Source organism: Cupriavidus sp. FW305-3-2-15-C-LB2, assembly GCF_058787575.1.
Map to the genome: position 1 here is coordinate 201,462 of NZ_JBYSZW010000002.1, position 23,095 is coordinate 224,556.

Below are 23,095 nucleotides of genomic sequence, written 5' to 3' on the forward strand. Positions count from 1 at the left end.
TGAATTCATTTTTCGGCGAGTCTCCCACGGCGTACGGAAGCTCGGGTCAAACCTGGATGCATCAGTCTTTGCCCGGCGTGCCCAGGAGCGAATCCGAGCCCATGGGCTTAGACTGATGACGGACGCATCCGAGGTCTTCGGCTAGGACCTGGCGGGAAAGGGAGTGACTGCTCGTCGACGTTGGCCGGATGGGACGCGCCAACGCGAGTATAGTCACGGAAGGCGCTCGCGCGGGCTTGGGTGTTGGAGAGTTCCCGCACGAGCGCTAGCGCAGCGCGCACCGCACGCTGCCTACAGGAGCTCCCCATCGCTTTGTGCCGCATTGCGCTCCAGCATGACTTCGCAGGCCCGCTCCTCCGTCCGTTTGTTTGGCGAGTTCCAGCTCGACGGCGCTGGCGCGCCCCTGTTTAACGCAAACTCCCCCCGCTTGCAGGCGCTGCTCGCCTGCCTTGTCCTGCATCGCGACGCACCGCAGACGCGGCAGCAGCTCGCCGTACTGTTCTGGCCTGATTCCTCGCAGGCGCAGGCGCGCAATGCCCTGCGTCAACTGCTGTTTCAGCTGCGCAAGACCTGGCCGGAGGCAGATCAGTTTGTCCATGCCGATGCGCAAACGGTGCGATGGCTGCCCGATTCGCAGCTTGACCTCGATGTAGCGCAGTTCCAGTCCGCGCTTGCTGCTGCGGCCAGGGCCTCGAGGCACGGCGACGCAGGCGCTGAAGAAGAACTGCTGACGCATGCCGCGGATCTCTATCGCGGTGACCTGCTGGCCAACTGCTATGACGAGTGGATCCACCCCGAGCGCGAAAAGTTGCGCGAACAGTGCATCGCGGCGCTCGCGCGCCTCGGTCAACTGAGTGAGGACCGGCGCGACTATGCAAAGGCGTTGAAGTACACACAGCAGTTGCAGCGGCTCGACCCGTGCCGCGAACCCACCTGCCTGGCGCTGATGCGCCTGCACGCGCTGAACCACGATCACGCATCGGCCATGCGCGCCTATCGTAGCTGTGTGGAAACGCTCGCTCGCGAATTGGGCGTCCTGCCCGGCGACCCCATGCGCGAGGCCTATGCGCGGTTGGCTGCGCAGGCTGCGTCAATGCAGCGCCAACGCCCGCGGCGGGATGCGATGCTGCCAATGATTGGCCGGCATGGCGAATGGCGCCGGCTGCTTGAAGTCTGGCAGCGTACCCAGCTGGGCGACAAGCAGTTTGTCCTGATCCTGGGCGAAGCCGGCATCGGCAAATCGCGCCTGGCGGAGGAACTGCTGGTCCATCTGGCCGAGCAAGGCATCACCGTGGCGCATTCGCGCGCCTATGCGGCCGAGGGACAGCTTGCGTTTGCGCCGGTGACCGGCTGGCTGCGCAGCCCTGGCCTGAGTGGTGCGATCGGCAAGCTCGACAGACTGTGGCTGACCGAGGTCACGCGCCTGTTGCCCGAACTCCTCACGCAGCAATCCGGACTGTCGCCGCCGTCGCCTCTTACCGAATACTGGCAACGCCAACGGTTCTTCGAGGCGCTTGCGCGAGCGGTGCTTGCACAAGGCGGGCCGCTTCTGTTGCTGCTCGACGACCTGCAATGGTGCGACGGCGAGACGCTCGAATGGCTGCGCTTCCTGATGCGTTTCGACGTGGCGGCAAGGCTGATGGTGGTCGCAACGGCGCGCCCCGAGGAAATCATGCCGCTGCACGCGGCGAACCGGCTGCTGGACGCACTACGCCGCGACGACCAGTTCATCGAGATCTCATTGGGGACACTCGACGCCGCGGAAACGGCAAAGATAGCGGCCCAGATCCTGGACCGGCCGCTGGCCGACACGGAGGCAACCCGGCTGTTCGAAGAGAGCGAGGGTAACCCGCTGTTTGCCGTCGAAATGATGCGGGCCCGCTCCGACACCATGCCGGTCGGGGACGCACAGGGCGGCATGGCGTCGAAGTTGCCGCCCAAGGTTTACTCCATCATCTCGAACCGGCTGGCACAGCTTCCTCCGGGCGCCCGCGAAATCGTCGGGGTTGCTGCAATCATTGGACGGGCGTTCACGACCGACATCCTCGCCCAGGCAAGCGACCTCGGCGAGGATGCCCTGGCAGGCGCACTGGACGAGCTGTGGCAGCGGCGCATCGTGCGCCAGACCGACGCTCGCGGCCTGGCCTTTGACTTCAGCCATGACAAGATCCGCGACGTGGCATACGCCGACGTGAGTCCGCTACAGCGCCGCCGCCTGCATTTGCGCGTGGCGCGAGCGCTCGAGCAGGCGTCAGGCGATGCGCCCGACGCGGCAAGCGCGCAGATCGCCTCGCACTATGAGCGGGCGGGCCTGCCAGCCCAGGCGGCGGCGTTCTATCGGCGCGCGGCCGTTGTCGCGCAGAGTGTGTATGCCTATGACGATGCCATTGCATTGCTGACGCGCGGGCTGGTGCAAGCGGACCGGATTGCCGATCCGCAGGAGCGCGCCAGTCAATCGCTGGCCCTGCAACTCGACCTTGCGCCACCGATTCGCATCGCCCGAGGCTGGGCGGCACCCGAACTGGAGGCGCCGCTGCGACGCGCGGTGGAACTGAGCCGGCTGGCGGGTGACGCCAGTCAGCAAGCACGCGCCCAGGTCAGCCTTTCATTTTTCCTGGTAGTGAGGGCGGAACTTGCACAGGCACGTAGCCTGAGCGAGGAACTGATTGCGGGATTGGGGCCGCTGGGCTCCGGTACTTACTCGGTGATGGCATGGACCAGCGTCATGGGTAGTCTGGTCCAGCAAGGCGACTGGATGGCTGCCGAGCCCGCGTATCAACGCGCGCACCGCGCTTATGACGAGGCCCAGCACGCCGAGCATGCGTCCCTGATGGGCGGTAACTTCGGCGTGCTGGCCGCCGCGTGGTCGGCGCACGCATTGTGGTTCAGGGGGCTTGCCGATCAGGCCCTTCAGCGTGGACGCGAAGCGCTGGAGGTGGCAAACCGGGTAGCACACCCGTTCTCCCAGGCGCTCGCGCTGTCATATCTCGCGACGCAGCATGCGCTGCGACATGAGCACGGTCTCACGCTGCACTATGCCCGCCTGGCACACGAGATCGCCGAACAGTACCACGTAGGCTACTACCTTGCCTGGGCAGGCATACTGCTCGCCTGGGCGAACGCGAAACAGGCGCCCGGCGCCGACGCCGTGGTGGCGATGCAGGCGGCGATCGAGGGCTTTCACGTAACGGGCGCACGCCTGCGTCTGCCGCTGTATCTGGCCATGTTGGCTGAATGCCTGGGCGACGTAGGAGAGACCGAGGCTGCGTTGGCGGCTTTGGACCAGGCGCTCGAATGCGCCGGGCGCACTGGCGAGCACTGGGTGGACGCCGAGCTGTACCGTCTGCGCGGTGAATTGCTGCTATGCAGCAGCGCCAGCCTCGCCGAAGCCGAGTCATCGCTGATCAAGGCGATCGAGATCGCCACAGCCCAGCACGCGCTACCGCTTGAACTACGTGCCACCCTGTCATTGACAACGCTGCGAACCTCGCAGGGGCGCGTCAATGCGCATGAGGTGGTCGAGGCGCCGCTTGCGCGATTCACCGAGGGCTTCGATCAGCCCGACATCGTCAAGGCGCGGGCGTTACTCGCGCGTTAGCTTCGGCTCGACCACCGCGCCCCGGTCGGGAGGCAGAATCCCCTTGTAACGGTTCACCTAACGCTTTCAAAACGCCGAGGTTGCTAAAACTCCTGCATACCAACCGGACAGGAGGCAACCATGGAAGCTTCATTGAGCGAACCCGTCGCAACCGCCCTCAAGGCGCATTTTCGGGGACAACTGATTCAGCCGGGCGACGCGGCTTACGACCAGGCGCGTGCCGTCTACAACGGAATGATCGACAAGCGACCTGCGATCATCGCGCGCTGCGTCGATGTTGCGGACGTCATCGCGGCGGTGAACGCCGCGCGCGACGGCGGGATGCTGCTGGCCGTGCGTGGCGGCGCGCACAATGGCGCCGGGCTCGGCACATGCGATGGTGGACTGGTGATCGACCTGTCGCCCATGAAGGGCGTGTTTGTCAATGCCGGAAGCAAGACACTGCGGGTTGGCGGTGGCTGCACCTGGGGCGATGTGGATCACGCCGCCAGTGCCTACGGGCTGGCGACGCCGAGTGGCTTCATCTCGACCACCGGCGTGGGCGGACTGACGCTCGGCGGCGGCATCGGCTACCTCAGCCGCGCCTACGGCCTGACGATCGACAATCTGCTCAGCGCCGAGGTCGTTCTGGCCGACGGGCGCATCGTCACAGCAAGCGAGGACGAAAACGCGGACCTGTTCTGGGCGTTGCGCGGCGGCGGTGGCAACTTCGGCGTGGTGACGTCGTTCGAGTTCAAGGCTCATCCCGTAGCCACGGTCTATGGCGGCCCGATGCTGTGGCCGATGGAGCAGGCCCGCGAGCTGATGAAATGGTGGCGCGACTTCATCCTGAGCGCGCCGCAGCACATCAATGGCTGGTTCGGTTTCGTCACGGTGCCTCCCGCAGCGCCCTTCCCGGAGGAAGTTCACCTGCAGAAGATGTGCGCAGTGGTGTGGTGCTACACCGGCCAGATCGATCAGGCCGAAACGCACTTCCGTCCGATTCGCGAGGCCATGCCGCCAGCGGTGGACTTTGCCGGACCAGTCCCCTGGCCTGTCCTGCAGAGCCTGTTCGACGGACTGTATCCGGCGGGCTTGCAGTGGTACTGGAAAGCGGACTTCGTCAGCGACCTGAGCGACAAGGCCATCGATCTGCACATCAAGTACGGGCAGCAGTTGCCGTCGATGCACTCGACCATGCACCTGTATCCGATCAATGGTGCAGCGCATCGCGCCGGCTGCGACGACACGGCCTTCAGCTACCGCGATGCCAACTTTGCCAGCGTGATTGTCGGCGTGGATCCCGACCCGGCCAACAACGATCGCATCGTGCAGTGGGCGAAGGACTACTGGCTGGCCCTGCATCCGCACTCTGCTGGCGGCGGCTACATCAACATGATGATGGACGAGGGCAATGACAACGTGAAGGCGTCCTATCGCGACAACTATGCGCGGCTGGCGGAGATCAAGCGCAAATACGACCCGGCCAACCTGTTCCGCGTGAATCAGAACATCAGGCCCGCCTGACGCACCACGCTTTTGACATGGGGCGCAGGTACCCCTTATCCAGAAGCCCGGCGCGACACCGCTGCCACGGATGGCAGCCGGTACACGCCAGGCAACGGCTTGCACGGCAGAGGCGATCCCGTGTGGCCTGTACCGTTCCGTAGCTGGTCGCCCGCACGAGGAGTGCCGTCGCGGCAACGCCGCCGACACCCCTGTTGGAGATAGCAATGCATAAGACTCTTGCCAAGACCCTGCTTGCCGCTGCCGCACTTGCCGCCGGGCTCAGCCAGACCGCCCACGCCGGTGCCTATGCCGATGGGCTGATCGTCGCCGCGCCGGGACACAGCGACCAGCGCGACGCCTTTACCGATGGCGCGCACAGTCCGCCCACCGAGGCCGCCATGCTGCCCGTGGTCGCGTATCAGGGCAGGTCCGTGTGCGCGGTCCGTGGCTTTGATCCGTACCTGGACGGCATGCGCAAGCCTGACCCTTACACCGATGGCGCCCGCATCAGCTCGCGCGATGGCTTCACCGACGGCGCGCGCAGCGATGCGCGCGACAGCGGGGAATGCTTGTCCTGAGCAGGGCAGGGCAACGGGGCGGTTGGTCTGGGCCTGCTCCGTTGTCCAGGCGCGGGAATATGCGCCATGACTTGGGCATGCCCCGATATGACGCAACCCTGCGGTCAGGCAACCGAGTCCCGATCGACAGGGGTGTAGTCAAATCGCATTGCAATCGCAATGGCCTGTGACAGAACCCGCGTCGATTCGATCGTGGCGATCATGCGTCGTTGATTCTCCGTTTGGCAATAGCGGATCTGCAAAGCAGCAAACCACCTCGGTGAGGAGTCTCCGCGGTGGAATCATCGCGGATGACCCCACCTGCAAGCTGGAACATGACGCAAGCGGTTGCGAGGCATGGCTTCGCCATTCGTACTATTGCAAGGCCATCACCTGGCGCTTACGAACAACTTGCCAGAGCGTCACCGCTAGTCGATCAGCTTGCCCTGCGCGTCAAAGAACGGATGCGCTGCCCCATAGTCCCCGATCGCTGCCGCATGCGTCACGAGTCCGTGTGCCGGATGCCACCAGTGCAGCAGGTAGCCGGGCGGCTCCATGCGAAAGCACGAGGGCGCCTGCGGGTCCAGGTCCAGCGCCACCTGGTGCGCCGGCCCGGGCGCGGTGATCGCGACCGTGCCACCGAAGCGGCGCGTGATGTGCCGATGCAGATGGCCGCACAGCACGCGTTCCACTTGCGGGTGGCGGCGCACGATGGCTTCGAGCGCGTCGGCGTTGGCCAGGCCCTGCTCGTCCATGTGGCCGATGCCGGTAAAGAACGGCGGATGGTGCAGCAACAGCAGGGTGGGGCGGGCCGGGTCGGCAGACAGTGCGGCTTCCAGCCATGGCAGCGCGCCGGGATCGACGCGCCCGCCGGGCTGGCCCGGCACGGTGCAGTCGAAGGCCACCAGCCGCAGCGGTCCCGAGTCGATGCTGTAGTGCACCGGGTCTTCGCCGCTGCCGGTGGCGAACAGATAGTCGTGATCGGCAAAGACGCGGCGTAGCGCGCCGCGGCTGTCGTGATTCCCCGGCAGCAACCGCACGGGCATGGATAGCCGCTGCAGGATCTGGCGCAGGAACTGGTATTCGCTTTCGGCGCCGAAGTCGACCAGGTCGCCGGTGACAATCACTGCGTCGGGCTGTTGCGGGGCTGCCAGCAGGGTGTCGATGCAGCGGTGTAGTGCACCGGCGGTGTCAACCAGCCGGTACGACAGCTTGCCGCCGGCCTTGATGTGGAGGTCGGTGATGTGGGCGACCAGGTAGGGGGCGGTGTTCATGCTGCCAGGGCTTCGGGAAGTGTGATGAGGTGGCCGGTGTCGATGCGCAGGCCGACGCGGTCTCCGGCGTGCCAGTTGTCGCGGCGCGTGGTGTCGACGATGAGCGGCGCGGAGGCGCCGACTTCCACCAGCAGGCGGGTGCAGTTGCCCAGGAACAGGGCCGTGACCACGCTACCGTGCAGATGGGCGTCGTCCGTGTGCACCAGCGCCACGTCTTCGGGGCGGAACATCAGGTCGGCGCGCTGCGCCGGCGCGGATTCGTGCGTCCGGGGCACGACGCCGCCAGGCACGCGCCAGGCGCCGTTCTCGGCAGCGGCGGACAGGCGGTTCATGGTGCCGATGAAATCCGCCACGAAGGCATTGGCCGGCGCGCGGTAGATATCCTGCGGCGTGCCCGTCTGGGCGATGCGGCCCTTGTCCATAACGATGATGCGGTCGCCCAGCGCCATGGCCTCGGCCTGGTCATGCGTGACATAGACGGCGGTGATGCCCAGGTTGCGCAGCAACTGGTTGATGTCGGCGCGCAGGGCGTCGCGCAGCTTGGCGTCGAGCGCGGTCAGCGGCTCGTCCAGCAGTAGCACGCGCGGTTGCACGGCAATGGCGCGTGCGAGCGCCACGCGCTGGCGCTGGCCGCCCGAGAGCTGGTCCACGCGGCGGTCGGCGAAGGGTTCGAGATGCATCATCGCGAGCATGTCGGCAACCCGCGTGCGGCGCGTGGCGGCGTCCACGCGCCGCACGCGCAGCCCGTAGCCGATGTTCTCGGAGACGGTCATATTGGGGAACAGCGCGTAGCTCTGGAACACCATGCCCACGCCGCGCTGCTCGATCGGCAGCGCGGTCACGCAGGTATCGCCGAACCAGACTTCGCCGCCTGCATCGGGATACTCCAGCCCGGCGATGATGCGCAGCGTGGTGGTCTTGCCGCAGCCGGACGGGCCTAGCAGTACCACGGTTTCCGCGGCGCCGATGTCGAGATCCAGCGGCTGCAGCGCCAGCGTGCCGTCGGCAAACGTCTTGCCGCAATCGCGCAGCCTGATGGTGGTGGGTTCATGCATGACGGGTCTCGGTATGAGGGTTGGCCGGCGTGGCGGCAACAGCAGGGGCGGGCACCGCTTCGGGAACATACTTGCGGGAACGCGCGCCCAGCGCGCTGAGCGCCTGCATCAGCACCAGCAGCGGAATGATCATGACGAAGAAGACGATGGTGTAGGCCGAGCCGATCTCCAGCCGCATCGAGGCATAGCTGTCGGCCAGGCCCACCGGCAACGTCTGCGTGGTGGGCGTGTGCAGCATCCAGGTGAGGTTGAATTCGCCCACCGACAGCGTGACCACCATGAGCGCGCCGGCCAGGATGCCCTGGCGGCAATTGGGCAGCACCACGGTAAAGAAGCGCTGCAGGCGGCTGGCGCCAAGGCTGGCCGCTGCGTCCTCCAGCGTGCGGATATCGATGGCGGAAAGGATGGCCAGCACCGAACGCACCATAAAGGGCAGGGTGAACAGCACATGGCCGATCAGGATAAACAGCCAGCTCGTGCGCAGGGCCTGCCAGGTGCCGTAGAGCAGGATCAGGCCAAGCGCGGTCGCGAGGCCCGGAACGGCCACCGGCAGCATCAGCAGTTCCTCGATCAGCCGGGTGATGCGGTTGCGCCGCAGCGCCATGTAGTACGCGGCCGGCACGCCCAGCACCAGCGTGCAGGCAAGGCAGGCCAGCGCGATCAGCAGCGACAGGAAGATGGTATTGCGATAGAGCGACCAGACTTCCGCGAGCCAGCGCGTGGTCAGGCCGCTTTCCAGGCCGATGAAGACATTGTTGGTCAGGCCAGCCAGCACGGAGAGCACGACCGGCACGGTCATGAAGGCGCAGACCGCCAGTGTGAGCGCCAGTTGCAGCCAGTAGCCGGGGCGGCGATGGGTTGGGGTCATGGGATGGCTCCTAGGCGGTCGCGGCCACGGCGTCGCCGGAAAACCAGCGCGCGAGCGCCAGCAAGGCCCAGGTGACGGTGCCCAACAGGATGGACAGCGCAGCGGCCATGCCGAAGTTGGCGTAGTTGGTGAACTCGTTGTAGATGGTGAGCGGCAGCACGTCGAGTTGCGTGGCCAGCGTGAAGGCGGTACCGAACGCGCCCATGCTGGTGGCAAAGCAGATCGCGCCGCTGGAGATCATGGCCGGCATCATCGCGGGCAGCATCACGTCGCGCACCACGCGCCAGGGCCCGGCGCCCAGCGAGCGGGCAGCTTCTTCCAGCGAGGCGTCGAGCTTCTCCACTGCCGCCATCACGGTCAGGATCACGCGCGGGATCGAAAAGTACAGGTAGCCGACGAACAGCCCGGCCAGGCCGTAGGCAAAGGTCCAGCGCTCGCCGGCGAGCTTGTCGCCGACCATGGCCAGCAGGCCGTTGCGGCCGCCGAGCATGATGACCATGAAGCCGATCACCACGCCGGGAAACGCCAGCGGAAAGGTCAGCATGGCCACCAGCACGGACTTGCCAGGCACCGCGTTGCGCTGCAGGAAGGTGCCGGCAATGCCGGCAATCACCAGCGTGACCAGTGTCACGGCTGCCGACAGCAGCACGGTGACCATCAGGCTGTGCAGGTAGCGCGGACTGGAGACCACAGTCCAGTACACGCCCGCGCCTTGCTCGCCGTTGATGCTGACCGCCACGAGCCGCGCCATCGGCAGGCAGAAGAAGGCCAGGAAGACCACCAGTGCCGGCAAGGCAAACAGGAAGAGGGAGGGGGATCGGTTTGTCATGGCTGTGACGGGGTGATGGGCGGTGGGCGATGGCTTGGGCGAGCCGCCCGGCTGTCTCCCCGCTTGCGGGAAGACAGCCATCAGACGGGAGACACCATCGCCAGTCGTCAGCGCGCTTGTCAGCGCACCTGTCAGCGCACCTCCTTCAGATACTGCTCGCTGAACGCCTTTTGCACGTCGGCCATCTTGCCGAAGTCCACCGCCTTGGCCCGTGCGTATTCGGTGGCCGGCAGGAAACGCGCCTGTACTTCCTTAGGCACCACGCCGGCGCGCACCGGGCGCAGGTAGGCGTTGGCCCACAGCGCCTGGCCGGCGTCGGACAGCACGAAATCGAGCACCTTGCGGCCTTCGGCCTCATGCGGCGCCTTGTTGACCAGGCTCATCACGTAGGGAACCACCACTGAGCCCTCCCTGGGGATTACGAAGGCAACGTTGGCGTTGTCCTTGTAGCGGGCGCGATAGGCGTTGAAGTCGTAATCGAGCAGGATAGGGATTTCACCGGACAGCACGCGCGCATAAGCGGTCTGCTTGGGCACGATCGGCTGGTTCTTCTGCAGGTCCTTGAAATACTTGAAGGCCGGGCCGAAGTTGTCGAGCGTGCCGCCCATGGCCTGGTTGACGGCCACTGCGCCCACGTAGCCGACGAAGGCGCTGGCGGGGTCGAGATAGCCGACCAGGCCCTTGTACTCGGGCTTGAGCAGGTCGGCCCATGACTGCGGCACCGGCTTGCCGCGCAGCGCGTCGACATTGACCATGAAGCCCAGCGTGCCGGAATGGATGGCGAACCAGTTGCCCTGCGGGTCCTTCAGGCCGTCGGGAATGTCGTTCCAGTGGGCGGGCTTGTAGGCGGCGGTGACGCCGTCCTTCTTGGCCTGGATGCCGAAGGTCACGCCGTAGTAGACCACATCGGCCACCGGGCTGGCCTTCTCGGCGACCAGCTGCGCCAGCGACTGGCCGGAGTTCTTGTTGTCCAGCGGCACGGCAACGCCGGTCTTTTCCTTGATGGCGCGGATCTGTGCCGCCCAGTCGGCCCATTCGGGCGGGCAGTTGTAGCAGATCGCGGTCTGGGCGGCCACGCCCTGGCTGAACGCGGCGGCGCTTAGCGCCAGGGCAATCCAGCGCAGCGGGCGGCGCCAGGAAGGAATAGGTTGCATGAGAGGCTCCTTGGTTGAGGACAGGGGTGGGGGATGCAACATGCGCACGCGGTTACGCGCGGTTACATTGATGGCGGAGCGGCCACGGTGCCGTTGACGCGCAGTGCGTGCGGCAGCAGCGTGACGCGCGGCGGCGCCGCCGAGGCTCGTCCGCCATCGTGCAGCCAGGCAAGCAGCCGGCCGACGGCGCTGGCGCCGATCTCCGAATTGGGTTGCACGACGGTGGCCAGCGGCGGTTCGACCACGCTGCCCAGCGCGATACCGTCATAGCCCAGCACGGAGATGTCGCGCGGCACGCTCAGGCCGAGGCGCCTTAGGTCGGAGATCACGCCGATGGCCAGCAGGTCATTGGTGCAGAAAAAGGCGGTGGGCGCATCGTTTGCCCGGACCAGCGCGCGGATCTGTTCGGCATTGCTGGCGGTGTGCGATGGCAGGCAGACTGGCGCGGCGGGCCTTAGCCCGTGCGCGCGCATGGCGTCCTGATAGCCGGCAAAGCGCTGGCGCGCGCGGTCCGAGGCGACGAAGGCGCCCGATACCACGACGATGCGGCGGTGCCCGGCGGCAATCAGGGCCTCCACGCCGGCGCAGGCGCTGCGCCGGTTGTCCACCGATACCGAATGACGCCGGCTGCGCGGTCCGGCCTGGTTGTACGCCAGCACGTATGGCACGCCCTCGCCGTCGAGTTGATCCAGCACCGTGCTGTGCGCCGCGTCGGCCACGGTCAGCACCATGCCGTCCACGCGATGGCGCAGCAGGTACTCCACACGCTCGCATTCGCGAGCCGGATCGTAGCCGCTGGTGACCAGCATCAGCGAATAGCCGCCCGCCAGCGCCGCTTCCTCGATGCCGTGCCAGCATTCGGCGAACACCGCGTTTTCCAGCGTTGGCACCATCACACCGATCATGCGGGTCTGCTGGGCGCGCAGCTTGCTGCCGAGGAGGTTGGGGCGAAAGCTGAGCCGGCGCGCCGCCTCGCGCACGCGCTGCGCCGTGCTGTCGCGCACCAGGTGCGGGCTGCTGAACACGCGCGATGCGGTGGCGAGCGACACCCGCGCGGCTTGCGCCACGTCGATCAGGGTGGCGCCACCTGTCGTGTCGGGCCTGCCCCCCGCTGGATCTTTGCGATTCACGCTTAGAGCTCCGGATGAAAACGTTTTCATTGAAGGTGGAAAAAACGGGGCGTCAAGACATTCCGTCGCTGCACTGCCGCAGAAGGCGGCTGGCGGACGGGCGCCTGCACCCTGCCTGGATGGCATTTTGTTTGGCGTGGATGACAGGGGGATGACATCCGGGTGCAAAGGCCGGATGCCGGCCGCGTAGGAAAACGCCGCCTACGGAGTGCGCACCGCAGGTCGCGTGTCGCGTACCGTGGTCGGGGCGGGGTACACGTCGTCGCTGGGCGCAATCGGCTGACGCGGCGGTGGCGGTGTCGCCGCGGTATCCCGGGGGACTCCCTCGCATCCCGCCAGGGCTGCGGCCAGAAGGGCAATGAGGGAGCACTCAGCCAAGCCGCAACGGAAGGCGTGACCGGTGCGGGGGAAGAGCGTGCGGTGCTGCATAAGCGGACCCCAGGTGGCAATCCTGCCTCTAGCTTATGCTACTGGCGCACAACAGAGCTCTCCTGGAATGTGTGGTTCAAGCCTGACATCCCCGTATCCACCCGACAGCTGTATATTCTGGGCCGCGACGCATAAAGGCACGTGCCTGACTCACAAGCCTTGCTTCGTGGAAAGAGCTGCCGCCTGTGTATGCACTTCCTTATGCCGGCTCCTGTTGGCCCCTGACTGTTTTGCGCAGCATTTTCATAAGCCAATGCCTGCTGGCTAAGACATGAAGCCATGTGCCTGCAAACTCGCAACAAGCCGGGGCAGTGTGTAACGAATCTATTATGTAGTGGTGCATATGCCACATTTGAGCGGATGCAAGCAGGTAGAATCGCGCCTTCCGTGCCAATCGCAACATTCCTATAACAATGAGCCCCCGTCCGTCGCGCCTGCCGTGCATTGACGCCCTGAAAGCGGTCAGCTCCCAGTTGATCGTGCTCCATCACCTGGCCTTCTATGGCCCGATGTCCGATACCGCGTATCGGCTGGCCCCGGGGCTGGTGGACTGGCTCTACGACTACGCCCGCATCGCCGTGCAGGTCTTTCTGGTGGTCAGCGGTTTCCTCGCCGCGCGCAGCCTGGCGCCGCATGGCCAGCTGGAAATCAGCCAGCATCCGCTGCTGGTGCTGTGGCGGCGCTACCAGAAGCTGGTGGTGCCATTTGCTGCGGCGCTGCTGCTCAGCATTGCCGGGGCCGCCCTGGCGCGCCAATGGATGGTGCATGATTCGATCCCTGCGCCGCCCGGCCTGCTGCAGTTCCTTGCGCACGTGACGCTGCTGCATAACGTGCTCGATGTCGACGCGCTCTCGGCCGGGGTCTGGTACGTGGCCATCGACCTGCAGCTGTTTGCGCTGCTGCTGGGTGCGCTGTGGGCCGCGCGCGCCGTGGCGCGCGGGAAAGCGCCGGCGGGTGCCGGGGTCAGCATTGGCATTGTGGTGCTGGTGGCGGTGGCATCGCTGTTCTGGTTCAACCGCGATGCCGCGTGGGATATCTGGGCGCTGTACTTCTTCGGCGCCTATGGCATGGGGGCGCTGGCCTACTGGGCGTCCAACCCCGGTCGCCCGGTGTTGCCGCTGCTGGTCCTCGGCGCGGTAACGTTGGCGGCGCTGGCCTTCGATTTCCGGCTGCGCATCGCGGTGGCGCTGGCGACTGCGCTGCTGCTGGCGGTGGCGCGCCGCGGCGGCTGGCTGGAGCGCTGGCCGCGGGCGCGCGTGATCGGCTTCTTCGGGCGCATTTCCTATTCGGTGTTCCTGGTTCACTTTCCGGTCTGCCTGCTGGTCAACGCGCTGGTGTCGAACCTGGCGCCGGGCCAGCCGGTGCTGAACGCGCTCGGCATGGTTGCCGCATGGGCGCTCAGCAATGTGGCCGGCGCGTTGTTCTATCGCTACATCGAAAGCGCCCGGCCGTTGGCGGCGCTGCGTGCGCTACTGGGCAACGGCCGCGACCGCGCCAGCCGGCAAAGCGTGTAACGTTTGCAGGCATGGCCGTGCAGCGGTGGTACGGTTTCTCCCGGACGGCGACGTGCCAGCATGGCCGTGCGCGCTTCTTGTTGGTGCTTGTGCACCCGTCATGCCACGTCGCCTGCACGCCATGCGTGCATGCCGCCCGCGCAAACTTGCGTTCGGCGCCACACACATCGGAGCAACACTCGCGTAAATGGCATTGGGCGATGGCACAAAGGTTGCCTAGTATGGAATCGTAAACCTGACCATTTGGTCAGGATTCCATCGGGAACCGAGGGTGCCATGTCCGACCATATCGTCCTGACCTCGCACGCACGCCGCGACAAGCCGGCCGAGCCTATCCACTGGGGCGCCCCCACGGCGGCCGAGCGCGGGCCGGTCATCGCCAGCCTGGCGAATCCGGCGCAGCGCAATGTGATCGGCACTCACGCAGGTGCCTACGCCATCTACCGGGCCCTGGCGGTTGCCGCGGGCGCATTGCAGCGCGACCATCGCACCGACCTGACCGATACCGCGCCGGCGGAGGCGATCGGCCCGCATCCGCAGTGGGGCGACCCGGAGAAGATAGTTTCGCTGGATCCCTGGGGCCACCTGGTGTCCACCGTGTTTGCCGACCGCATCGCGGCCGGCGTGGATATCCGCCCGACCATCGCCGTCACCCGCGCGCATATCAACATGCCGGAGCTGATGTCGGCCATCGCGGCCGGCCGGCTCAAGCCCGACGGCGACATCCTCCATGCCAATGGCGATGTGCGCGTGACCAAGGCTGCGGTCGATCCGGTCTGGTATCTGCCCGGGCTGGCGGCCCGTTTCGGCATCAAGGAAAGCGTGCTGCGCCGCAGCCTGTTCGAGCAGACCGGCGGCATGTTCCCGGAACTGGTGACGCGGCCGGACCTGAAGGTGTTCCTGCCGCCCATCGGCGGCATGACGCTGTATTTCTTCGGCGACGTGAGCCAGCTGGGCAAGCCTGAAACCCGCGTGGCCTGCCGCGTGCACGATGAATGCAACGGATCGGACGTGTTCGGGTCAGACATCTGTACCTGCCGGCCGTATCTGGCACATGGCATCGAGGTGTGCATCGAGATGGCGCAGCAGGGCGGTGTCGGGCTGGTGGTCTACAACCGCAAGGAGGGCCGCGCGCTGGGCGAGGTGACCAAGTTCCTGGTCTACAACGCCCGCAAGCGGCAGGTGGGCGGCGACCGTGCCGAGACTTACTTTGCCCGCACCGAATGCGTGGCAGGCGTGCAGGACATGCGTTTCCAGGAGCTGATGCCGGATGTGTTCCACTGGCTGGGCATCCGCCGCATCGACCGCTGGGCGTCGATGAGCAACATGAAGCATGGCGCGCTGGTGGCGCAGGGCATCGAGGTGGTCGAGCAGGTGGCCATCCCCGAGACCCTGATTCCCGCCGACGCCCGTGTCGAGATCGATGCCAAGGTGGCCGCGGGCTACTTTACGCACTACACGCCGCCGGATGCGAACGAACTGGCCCTGGCAAAGGGCAGGGGGTTGAACGAATGACGATGTTTCCCGAGGATGGCAAGCCCGGCATGGACCGCCAGGGCACAGGTAACGAGATGCGGCCTGGTGCCGGCTGGCTGAGCCCGGTGCCGGAAGGGCATCCCGCTTCGGCGCTGCTGTGTGCCGAGGCGGTGCGCACGCATTGCGCGGCGGTCACCGAGAACGTGGCCAGCGGCGCGTCCGAACTTTTCACCTGGCATCCGGACCGCGTGCATGCCATTGCCGACTATGTCGCCAGCACCATCCGCCAGCGCTATCCTGACCTGCAGGTGCCGTACCACAGCCGCTGGCGCCATTTTGAAAGCGCCGGCGTCGACCAGCGCGCGGACCGGTGGCAGGTGCTGTGCGAGCGTGCCGCGCTGAGCGGGCCCGAGCACCGCGAGGAGCGCGCCCGCATCGGCATCGACCTGGTGATTCCAAGCGTATTGCTCGATGCCGGCGCCGGCCCTGACTGGCGTTACCGCGATCCGGCCAGCGACCTGGTGCTGACGCGCTCGGAAGGGCTGGGCGTGGCCAGTTTCGACCTGTTCGCGCGCGGCGGCTTCTCGGCCGCGCCGGGCGATCCGCTGCGCGCGGACGCCGAGCGGCTGCAGCGCATCGATGCCGACAGCATCGCCCACGCCTTCCAGGTCGCGCAGCACAACCCGCTGGTGGGGCTGGAAGGCCGCGCCGGCCTGCTGCGCCGCCTCGGCGAGGTGATGGAGGCGACCCCGGCGCTGTTCGGCCGGCCGGCACGGCTGGGCAACCTGTACGACTACCTGAAGGCGCATGCGGTCAACGGGCACCTCGACGCCGGCTTCCTGCTGCGCACGCTGCTGGTCGGCCTGGGGCCGGTATGGCCGGGGCGGATCATTGTCGAAGGCGTGTCGCTGGGCGACTGCTGGCGGCATCCGGCCGCGCCGGGCGGGCTGGTGCCGTTCCACAAGCTCACGCAATGGCTGACGTATTCGCTGCTGGAGCCGCTGGAGGACGCCGGCCTGACCGTGACCGGGCTGGACGCGCTGACGGGCCTGCCCGAATACCGCAACGGCGGCCTGCTCTACGACTTCGAGCTGATGGTGCCGCGCGACCCCGGCTTTGCCGCCGTGCCGCATGCGGTGGATGAGCCCGTGATCGTCGAATGGCGCGCGCTGACCGTGACCGGCCTGGACCTGGTGGCCGACGGCGTGCGCCAGGCGCTTGGCTTGCAGGAAGAAAATTTCCCGCTGGCGCGCGTGCTCGAAGGCGGCACCTGGGCGGCGGGGCGCCGCATTGCCGCCAAGCGGCGCCCGGGTGGCGCGCCGCCGTTCGCCATCATCAGCGACGGCACGGTGTTCTGAGCAAGGTCGGCCGCCAGGCGGCCGACCTTGCCGGCAGGCATTGCGTGTGAAACCTGGCATCTGGAGCGTCACCATGAACGACATGTCCGCTGTTCCCGCTGTTGAACCACTCGATGCCGATCCTGCCGGCCTGGCCGGGGTGCTGGTCGTCGACCACCCGCTGGTGCAGCACAAGGTCACCCTGGTGCGCAGCGAGGACACCACCACCGACAACTTCCGCCGGCTGGTGCGTGAAATCAGCCAGTTGCTGACCTACGAAGCCACGCGCGACCTGGCCATGGAGACGGTCGCCATCCGCACGCCGATCGCGCCGATGCAGTCGCGGGTGCTGTCGGGCAAGAAGCTGTGCCTGGTGTCGATCCTGCGCGCGGGCAACGGCTTTATCGACGGCATGCTGGAGCTGCTGCCGGCGGCGCGCGTCGGGCATATCGGCCTGTACCGCGACCCCGAGACGCTGGAGCCGATCGAGTACTACTTCAAGATGCCGGAAGACATCCAGGAGCGCATGGTGATCGTGGTGGACCCGATGCTGGCCACCGGCAACTCGGCCATTGCCGCGCTGAACCGCCTGAAAGAGGCCGGCGTCACCACCATGAAGTACGTGTGCCTGATCGCCTCGCGCCCGGGGCTGCGCGCGCTGCGCGCGGCGCACCCTGAGGTCGGCATCGTCACCGCGGCCATCGACGAAACGCTCAACGAGCACGGCTATATCGTGCCCGGGCTGGGCGACGCCGGCGACCGCCTCTACGGCACGCGCTGATGGACACGCAGGCCAGCGCCGCGGCGCGGCGCCCGCTGCCCGCGTGCGATGCGCCGGGCGGGCGCATCCGGCAGGAGAACCAGGCCATGATCCTGCGCGCGGCCGAGCATGTCTTTGCGCGCGCGGGCTTTGCCGGCGCCACCATGGCCGAGATCGCGGTGCGCGCCGGCGTGCCCAAGTCCAACCTGCATTACTACTTCCGCACCAAGCAGGCGCTGTACCGCGCCGTGCTGGCGCATACGCTGCAGCTGTGGCTGTCGGAGACTGACATCATCCGCGCCGAGCTGCCGCCGCAGGTGGCGCTGGAACAATACATCCGCGCCAAGATGCGGCTGTCGGCCAGTCATCCGGATGCATCGCGCGTATTTGCCAACGAACTGCTGCACGGCGCGCATGAGATCGGCGAGGTCCTGCGGCAGGTGCTGCGCGAACTGGTGTCGCGCAAGGCCGCGGTGGTGCAGCAGTGGATCGACCGCGGCCAGATGGCGCCGGTCGACCCCCAGCACCTGTTCTTCACGATCTGGGCGGCCACGCAGACCTATGCGGATTTCGAGTCGCAGGTATGCGCGGTGCTCGGCGTCAGCCAGCTGGAGCAGCGGGACTATGCGCAGGCCACCGAGCACCTGGTGGCGCTGCTGCTGCGCGGCTGCGGACTCGACCCCGAGCCCGCGGCGCCCGACCGGCGCGCATGACGCCGTGGCGCCGGAGCCGGCGCCGTGAGAACATCGCCGTATCGCCGTGCCTCCTGCCTGAGAGACCTCCATGCTCGACCTGATCCTGCGGCACTGCAACCTGCCCGACGGGCGCACCGACATCGATATCGGCATTGCCGCGGGCCGCATCGCCGCGGTTGAGCCGGCACTGGCCGCGCACGCCGCCGACGAGATCGATGCGGCCGGCCACCTGGTGACGCCGCCGTTCGTCGATGCGCACTTCCATATGGACGCCACACTGTCGTACGGGCTGCCGCGCGTGAACCAGTCGGGCACGCTGCTCGAAGGCATTGCGCTGTGGGGCGAGCTCAAGCCGATGCTGACGCAGGACGCGCTGGTCGAGCGCGCGCTGGCCTACTGCGACTGGGCGGTGGCGCGCGGGCTGCTGGCGATCCGCTCGCATGTGGACGTGTGCGATCCGCGGCTGCTCGCGGTGGAGGCGCTGCTGCACGTGCGCGAGCGCGTGCGCCCCTACCTGGACCTGCAGCTGGTGGCGTTCCCGCAGGACGGCGTGCTGCGCGCGCCCGGCGCGCTGGACAACCTGAAGCGCGCGCTGGACATGGGCGTCGACGTGGTCGGCGGCATCCCGCATTTCGAGCGCACCATGGCGCAGGGCGCCGAATCTGTGCGGCTGCTGTGCGAGCTGGCGGCGGACCGCGGCCTGCGCGTCGACATGCATTGCGACGAGAGCGACGACCCGCTGTCGCGCCATATCGAGACGCTGGCCAGCGAGACCGTGCGGCTCGGCCTGCAGGGCAGGGTGGCGGGCTCGCACCTGACCTCGATGCATTCAATGGACAACTATTACGTATCCAAGCTGATCCCGCTGATGCGCGAGGCCGGCGTGGCGGCGATCGCCAATCCGCTGATCAACATCACGCTGCAGGGGCGGCACGATACCTATCCGCGGCGCCGCGGCATGACGCGGGTGCCGGAGTTGCTGGCGGCCGGCGTGCCGGTGGCGTTCGGCCACGATTGTGTGATGGATCCGTGGTACAGCCTGGGCTCCGGCGACATGCTGGAAGTGGCGCACATGGGGCTGCATGTCGCGCAGATGACCGGGCAGGAAGCCATGCGCGCGTGCTTCGCCGCCGTGACCGCCATGCCTGCGCAGATCCTGGGGCTGGATGGCTACGGCGTGGCGCCTGGCTGCCGCGCCGACCTGGTGCTGCTGCAGGCGCGCGACCCGGTGGAGGCGATCCGCCTGCGCGCCACGCGGCTGCGGGTGCTGCGTGCCGGCAAGACCATCGCCAGCATGCCTCTGGCGATGGCTGCGCTGGACCTGCCTGGCCGGCCGGCGCAGGTGGATTTCCTGCGGCGCGGCGGCGGGCAATAAGGATCACAAATTTTTTGTGTCAGGGTGTTGACAGTCCCTGACGCGCTCGGCATAATTTCGTTCTTCGCATCGCGGCAGCAATGCAGCGAAACGAAGCCCAGATGGCGGAATTGGTAGACGCACTAGGTTCAGGTCCTAGCGGTGGCAACACTGTGGAGGTTCGAGTCCTCTTCTGGGCACCAATATTTAGAAAGGCTCGCGCAAGCGAGCCTTTCTTCGTTTTAGCCCGGCGTGAGTGACCGGGTCACCGCCATTCGATACCGAGGCGGCGGTGCCGGATATGTGGAAGAAGCCCGCAGCGATGCGGGTTTTTTTCGTCCATCGTTTCCGTGCTGGTGCCGGGGCCGGCCTGCTTCAGCCGGCTGCCACCCCTTCCTCGCGCTGTGCCTCGCGCACGCAGTTGCGCCCTTCGGCCTTGGCGCGGTACATGGCAGCGTCGGCCGCGCCGAACAGCCGCTGCCAGTGACGCTCGCCGCCGCGCCCGATGGCCACGCCGAAGCTGGCGGTGACGCACAGCTGGGTGCTGCCCGACAGGTAGACCGGGCGCGACGCGATTTCCGCGCGCAGGGTTTCGGCCAGCGCGGCGGCCTCGCCCGGCCTGCCGTGCGGCAGCAGCAGCGCGAACTCCTCGCCGCCGAAGCGTGCCAGCACGCCTTCGGGCGGCACCAGCGCGCGCATCATCGCAGCGATGTCGCGCAGCACCTGGTCGCCGGCGGCATGGCCATGGCGGTCGTTGATCTGCTTGAAGCGGTCCACGTCGATCAGCACCAGGCTGGCGCTGTCGTGTGCCGCGTACTGCGCGGCCACCAGCTCCAGCGCGCGCCGGTTCAGCAGCCCGGTCAGGCTGTCGGTGCGCGCCTGGTGTTCCAGTTGTTCGGTCAGCGAGGCGCGCTCGCGCAGCTTGCGGCGCAGGATCTCGATGGCATCGAACAGGCGCCGCATCTCCGCCGCGGGCCTGGCGGACGCCGCTGGCGCAGCGTAGTGCGGGTGTTCGCGCGCCTCGGCCAGGCCGATCACTTCGTCGCCGGCGCGCAGCAGCGGCAGGATCACCGAGCGCTGCATGAACACCAGCACGTAGCCCAGCACGGCAAGGATCAGCGCCGACGTGCCGCACGCTGCCGTCAGTTCGCGCAGCGCTTGTGCGCGCGCTGCGGTGAAATGCGCGACCACCTCGTCCAGGAATACCCTGCGCAACCGCTCCAGCGGCTCCAGCGTGCGCACGTAGCGGTTGGTCAGCTCCGTCGGCGTCATCGAGTAATTGCCCGAGACGCGGCCCTGCGCAACCAGGCTGTCGATCATCGACAGGCCCTGGCCGAAGAACTGGTGGCCGGCGTCGGCGTATGCCTGCTCCAGCGCGGGCACGGCGCCGAACATGTTGTACGCCGGCCCCGCCAGCTGCCATAGCTCCAGCAGCCGGCCGCGCGAGCGCGTGGCGTCCACCAGGCTCTGCACTGGCATCGGCTGGCGCGCCGCCACGGGCGCCATGATCTGCGAGGCGATGCGCCCGCCATACTCGCGCAGGTCGCCCAGCATCCTGCCGGTCAGCGCCGGCGCCGCCAGGCCGTCGTCGCAGGCGGACAGTTCGCGCACCTGCCAGGCGATGACCGGCTGCAGCGCGTCCACGACCTCGAACATGCTTTCGATGGCATGGCGGATTTCGTCCATGTCACGGTCCTGGCGCGGCCGCCCGGCGAGTTCGTCGATCTCGGCCCGCGCCCGCGCCAGGCGTTCGCGCACGCGCTCGACCATCAGCGGCGGCAGGTGGTGGTTGTGCAGGCCGAAGGGTGCCGGCGGCGGCGCGGCCAGGCGCGCCAGCGCGGCGTCGCTGCGGGCGCGGAACGCTTGCAGGCGCTCACGCGCGGAGGTGTTGGGCGAGGGTGGATCTCCCAGCACGCTGTTGGCCGGTCCACGTTCCGCGGACAGCACGTTGGCGGCCTCGAGCAGCTCGCGGTATGCCGAGATGTCGTACAGGTTCTGCCGCGCCGAGGTGAAGTCGCCATACGAGCGGGCCATCACCAGCGCGGCGAGCACCAGAGTGCAGAGCCCGCCGACCGCCGTGGCGATCGCCAGCTTGCGCTTCAGGCTGCGGCTGCGTCCGGCCGGCGGTGCCATGCCCCCGGGTTCGGACTCACGCCGGCGCGCACGTTGCCACAAGGCCATAAGGTTTGCTCCCGGCGGCAGCTTGCCGGGCGATGTCTGCAAGATTTGTCATTACCGCCATTATTGACGAAAAGGCGCAGCGGCCAGGCCGAATTTGCTCGCTGACAGAGTTGTACGGGGCGCGCGCGGCCGAACATTCCCGGCTAACGCTGGCAGGGCATTTGACCTATGCTCGAACTCATCGGGCAGGCACATATAACGTCCGAAGGTGGTTGCCATGACTACGGTCTTGTCATCGAGAGAAAGGGAGGCGGGGACTTGCCCCGGGTGGCACGTATGTGCCGCGCATCACGGCATGGTCCTGCATCACCTGCAGTACAGCGTCATCCTGGCCATGCTGATGTGTGCACTGGCCCATGCAGATGACGCCGTTCCGGAAAGCCAGGGCGTCTCCGGCTGGGACCAGCCGCTGCAGGCGCAAGCCGGGCAGCCCGCCATGGCCGACGTGCCCGATCTGCTGGTTGCCGACACCGCTGCTCCTGCCTGGTCCGCCACGCCCGCCGAGCCCGTCACCGTCGAGTATGCCGCGCCGTCGCAGTCATCCCCATCCGCGTTAACGCTTGCCATGGGCCCCGGGCCCGATGACGATGTGCCCGGCCTTGCCGCGGTCGACCGTGAAACCGCCGCCATGGCCGAACGCCCGCGCCGGGTGTCGCTGCACCTGGATGACATCACCAGCGCAGGCGGTTTTGCCGACAGTCGCATGCGCACCATGGCGCTGGCGGTCGATGCCGTGGTGCCGCGCACAGGCGGGCTGACCATCCAGCCGCGCTTGCAGCTGGCCTACCAGCCTGGCATGTCGCCCGTCTCCGGCATGCCGATGCAAGCCATGCCCGGCGATGCCAGCGCCGCCGGTATCGGCGTGCGCCTGTACGGCGCGCAGCCGACGCGGCTGGCCGGCATTTATCCCTTTGTCGAGGCTGACTGGTGGCAGGACAGCCGCAAACAGGTCATCAACATCAACGGCACCAAGATCGATGCCGACCTGCTGCGCGGGCTGTTCTCCTTCAACATCGGCGCGCATGGCAATACATCGACCGGCATGAAGCTGTGGTTCAAGGTGAGGGCGGGGCGCAACCCGGGCGGAACGGTCGGGGCGCGCTATCGGTGGTAGTGGTGGTAGTGGTGGTAGTGGTGGTAGTGGTGGTAGTGGTGGTAGTGGGGAGGGTGGCGCCAAATGCGAGCGCCGCAATGAAAAAGGGCTTCCGTTTCCGGAAGCCCTTTTTCTTTCTGCATAGGTGGCGCGGCTGGCAGGATTCGAACCCACGACCCCTTGGTTCGTAGCCAAGTACTCTATCCAACTGAGCTACAGCCGCACACGAGAGGCGCCATTGTAGCGCAATTTCTGATTTGCGCAAGCCCCCCGCCAAAAATCTTCAACTGGCCCCGATGCCCG

At 67.2% G+C, this 23,095-nt stretch carries 17 protein-coding genes and 2 tRNA genes; 11 read left to right on the plus strand and 8 right to left on the minus strand.

Going from position 1 to position 23,095, the window contains the following annotated elements:
• The first annotated feature begins 334 nt into the window (after positions 1–334).
• From AC3WRR_RS02850 to AC3WRR_RS02860, 3 genes are all read left to right on the plus strand, one after another.
• Entirely contained in the window at positions 335–3,598 is a 3,264-nt protein-coding gene (locus AC3WRR_RS02850; RefSeq protein ID WP_492296189.1) for an AfsR/SARP family transcriptional regulator, read from the plus strand.
• Between the two features lie 120 nt (positions 3,599–3,718).
• A complete protein-coding gene (locus tag AC3WRR_RS02855; RefSeq protein ID WP_492296191.1) occupies positions 3,719–5,104 on the plus strand; it encodes an FAD-binding oxidoreductase in 1,386 nt (461 codons plus the stop codon).
• Positions 5,105–5,310: 206 nt separating this feature from the next.
• Complete coding sequence (locus AC3WRR_RS02860; protein ID WP_010814589.1) at positions 5,311–5,664, plus strand: hypothetical protein; 354 nt, start codon at positions 5,311–5,313, stop codon at positions 5,662–5,664.
• A 407-nt stretch (positions 5,665–6,071) separates the two neighbouring features.
• On the opposite strand, the gene AC3WRR_RS02865 is transcribed toward AC3WRR_RS02860, so the two are convergent.
• The 6 genes from AC3WRR_RS02865 to AC3WRR_RS02890 all read right to left on the minus strand — a co-directional run bounded on the left by AC3WRR_RS02865 (position 6,072) and on the right by AC3WRR_RS02890 (position 11,983).
• Entirely contained in the window at positions 6,072–6,917 is an 846-nt protein-coding gene (locus AC3WRR_RS02865; protein WP_010814588.1) for a phosphodiesterase, read from the minus strand.
• On the minus strand, positions 6,914–7,972 hold the full coding sequence (locus tag AC3WRR_RS02870; RefSeq protein ID WP_492296192.1) for an ABC transporter ATP-binding protein: 1,059 nt from the start codon (positions 7,970–7,972) through the stop codon (positions 6,914–6,916). Before AC3WRR_RS02870 ends, AC3WRR_RS02865 begins: the two co-directional genes overlap by 4 nt.
• A complete protein-coding gene (locus AC3WRR_RS02875; protein ID WP_058696821.1) occupies positions 7,965–8,840 on the minus strand; it encodes an ABC transporter permease in 876 nt (291 codons plus the stop codon). Before AC3WRR_RS02875 ends, AC3WRR_RS02870 begins: the two co-directional genes overlap by 8 nt.
• Before the next feature lie 10 nt (positions 8,841–8,850).
• Positions 8,851–9,669, minus strand: coding sequence for an ABC transporter permease (locus tag AC3WRR_RS02880; RefSeq protein ID WP_037024235.1), 819 nt, complete (start codon positions 9,667–9,669; stop codon positions 8,851–8,853).
• 131 nt (positions 9,670–9,800) lie between these two features.
• Positions 9,801–10,823, minus strand: coding sequence for an ABC transporter substrate-binding protein (locus AC3WRR_RS02885; protein ID WP_492296194.1), 1,023 nt, complete (start codon positions 10,821–10,823; stop codon positions 9,801–9,803).
• Between the two features lie 62 nt (positions 10,824–10,885).
• Positions 10,886–11,983: a substrate-binding domain-containing protein gene (locus tag AC3WRR_RS02890; RefSeq protein WP_011617329.1), complete on the minus strand. Its 1,098-nt coding sequence runs from the start codon at positions 11,981–11,983 to the stop codon at positions 10,886–10,888.
• Between the two features lie 812 nt (positions 11,984–12,795).
• Here AC3WRR_RS02890 and AC3WRR_RS02895 point away from each other — a divergent pair.
• The 7 genes from AC3WRR_RS02895 to AC3WRR_RS02925 all read left to right on the plus strand — a co-directional run bounded on the left by AC3WRR_RS02895 (position 12,796) and on the right by AC3WRR_RS02925 (position 19,721).
• Positions 12,796–13,896 carry an acyltransferase family protein gene (locus AC3WRR_RS02895; protein ID WP_011617328.1) on the plus strand — a complete coding sequence of 367 codons (1,101 nt, stop codon included), beginning with the start codon at positions 12,796–12,798 and terminating at the stop codon, positions 13,894–13,896.
• 276 nt (positions 13,897–14,172) lie between these two features.
• Complete coding sequence (locus tag AC3WRR_RS02900) at positions 14,173–15,411, plus strand: GTP cyclohydrolase II (protein WP_010814581.1); 1,239 nt, start codon at positions 14,173–14,175, stop codon at positions 15,409–15,411.
• On the plus strand, positions 15,408–16,730 hold the full coding sequence (locus AC3WRR_RS02905) for a URC4/urg3 family protein (RefSeq protein ID WP_010814580.1): 1,323 nt from the start codon (positions 15,408–15,410) through the stop codon (positions 16,728–16,730). The genes AC3WRR_RS02900 and AC3WRR_RS02905 overlap by 4 nt, the downstream gene beginning before the upstream one ends.
• Positions 16,731–16,803: 73 nt before the next feature.
• Positions 16,804–17,490, plus strand: coding sequence for a uracil phosphoribosyltransferase (gene upp, locus AC3WRR_RS02910; RefSeq protein ID WP_010814579.1), 687 nt, complete (start codon positions 16,804–16,806; stop codon positions 17,488–17,490).
• A complete protein-coding gene (locus AC3WRR_RS02915; RefSeq protein WP_010814578.1) occupies positions 17,490–18,182 on the plus strand; it encodes a TetR/AcrR family transcriptional regulator in 693 nt (230 codons plus the stop codon). Before upp ends, AC3WRR_RS02915 begins: the two co-directional genes overlap by 1 nt.
• A 70-nt stretch (positions 18,183–18,252) precedes the next feature.
• A complete protein-coding gene (locus AC3WRR_RS02920; protein ID WP_492292383.1) occupies positions 18,253–19,539 on the plus strand; it encodes an amidohydrolase family protein in 1,287 nt (428 codons plus the stop codon).
• A 95-nt stretch (positions 19,540–19,634) separates the two neighbouring features.
• A tRNA-Leu gene (locus AC3WRR_RS02925) sits at positions 19,635–19,721 on the plus strand.
• A gap of 172 nt (positions 19,722–19,893) precedes the next feature.
• Here the strand turns inward: AC3WRR_RS02925 and AC3WRR_RS02930 are convergent.
• On the minus strand, positions 19,894–21,699 hold the full coding sequence (locus AC3WRR_RS02930; RefSeq protein WP_037024232.1) for a GGDEF domain-containing protein: 1,806 nt from the start codon (positions 21,697–21,699) through the stop codon (positions 19,894–19,896).
• Between the two features lie 217 nt (positions 21,700–21,916).
• Here AC3WRR_RS02930 and AC3WRR_RS02935 point away from each other — a divergent pair, with 217 nt between their 5' ends.
• A complete protein-coding gene (locus AC3WRR_RS02935; RefSeq protein ID WP_492296195.1) occupies positions 21,917–22,813 on the plus strand; it encodes a hydrolase in 897 nt (298 codons plus the stop codon).
• Positions 22,814–22,938: 125 nt separating this feature from the next.
• Here the strand turns inward: AC3WRR_RS02935 and AC3WRR_RS02940 are convergent.
• A tRNA-Arg gene (locus tag AC3WRR_RS02940) sits at positions 22,939–23,015 on the minus strand.
• Positions 23,016–23,095: the final 80 nt, after the last annotated feature.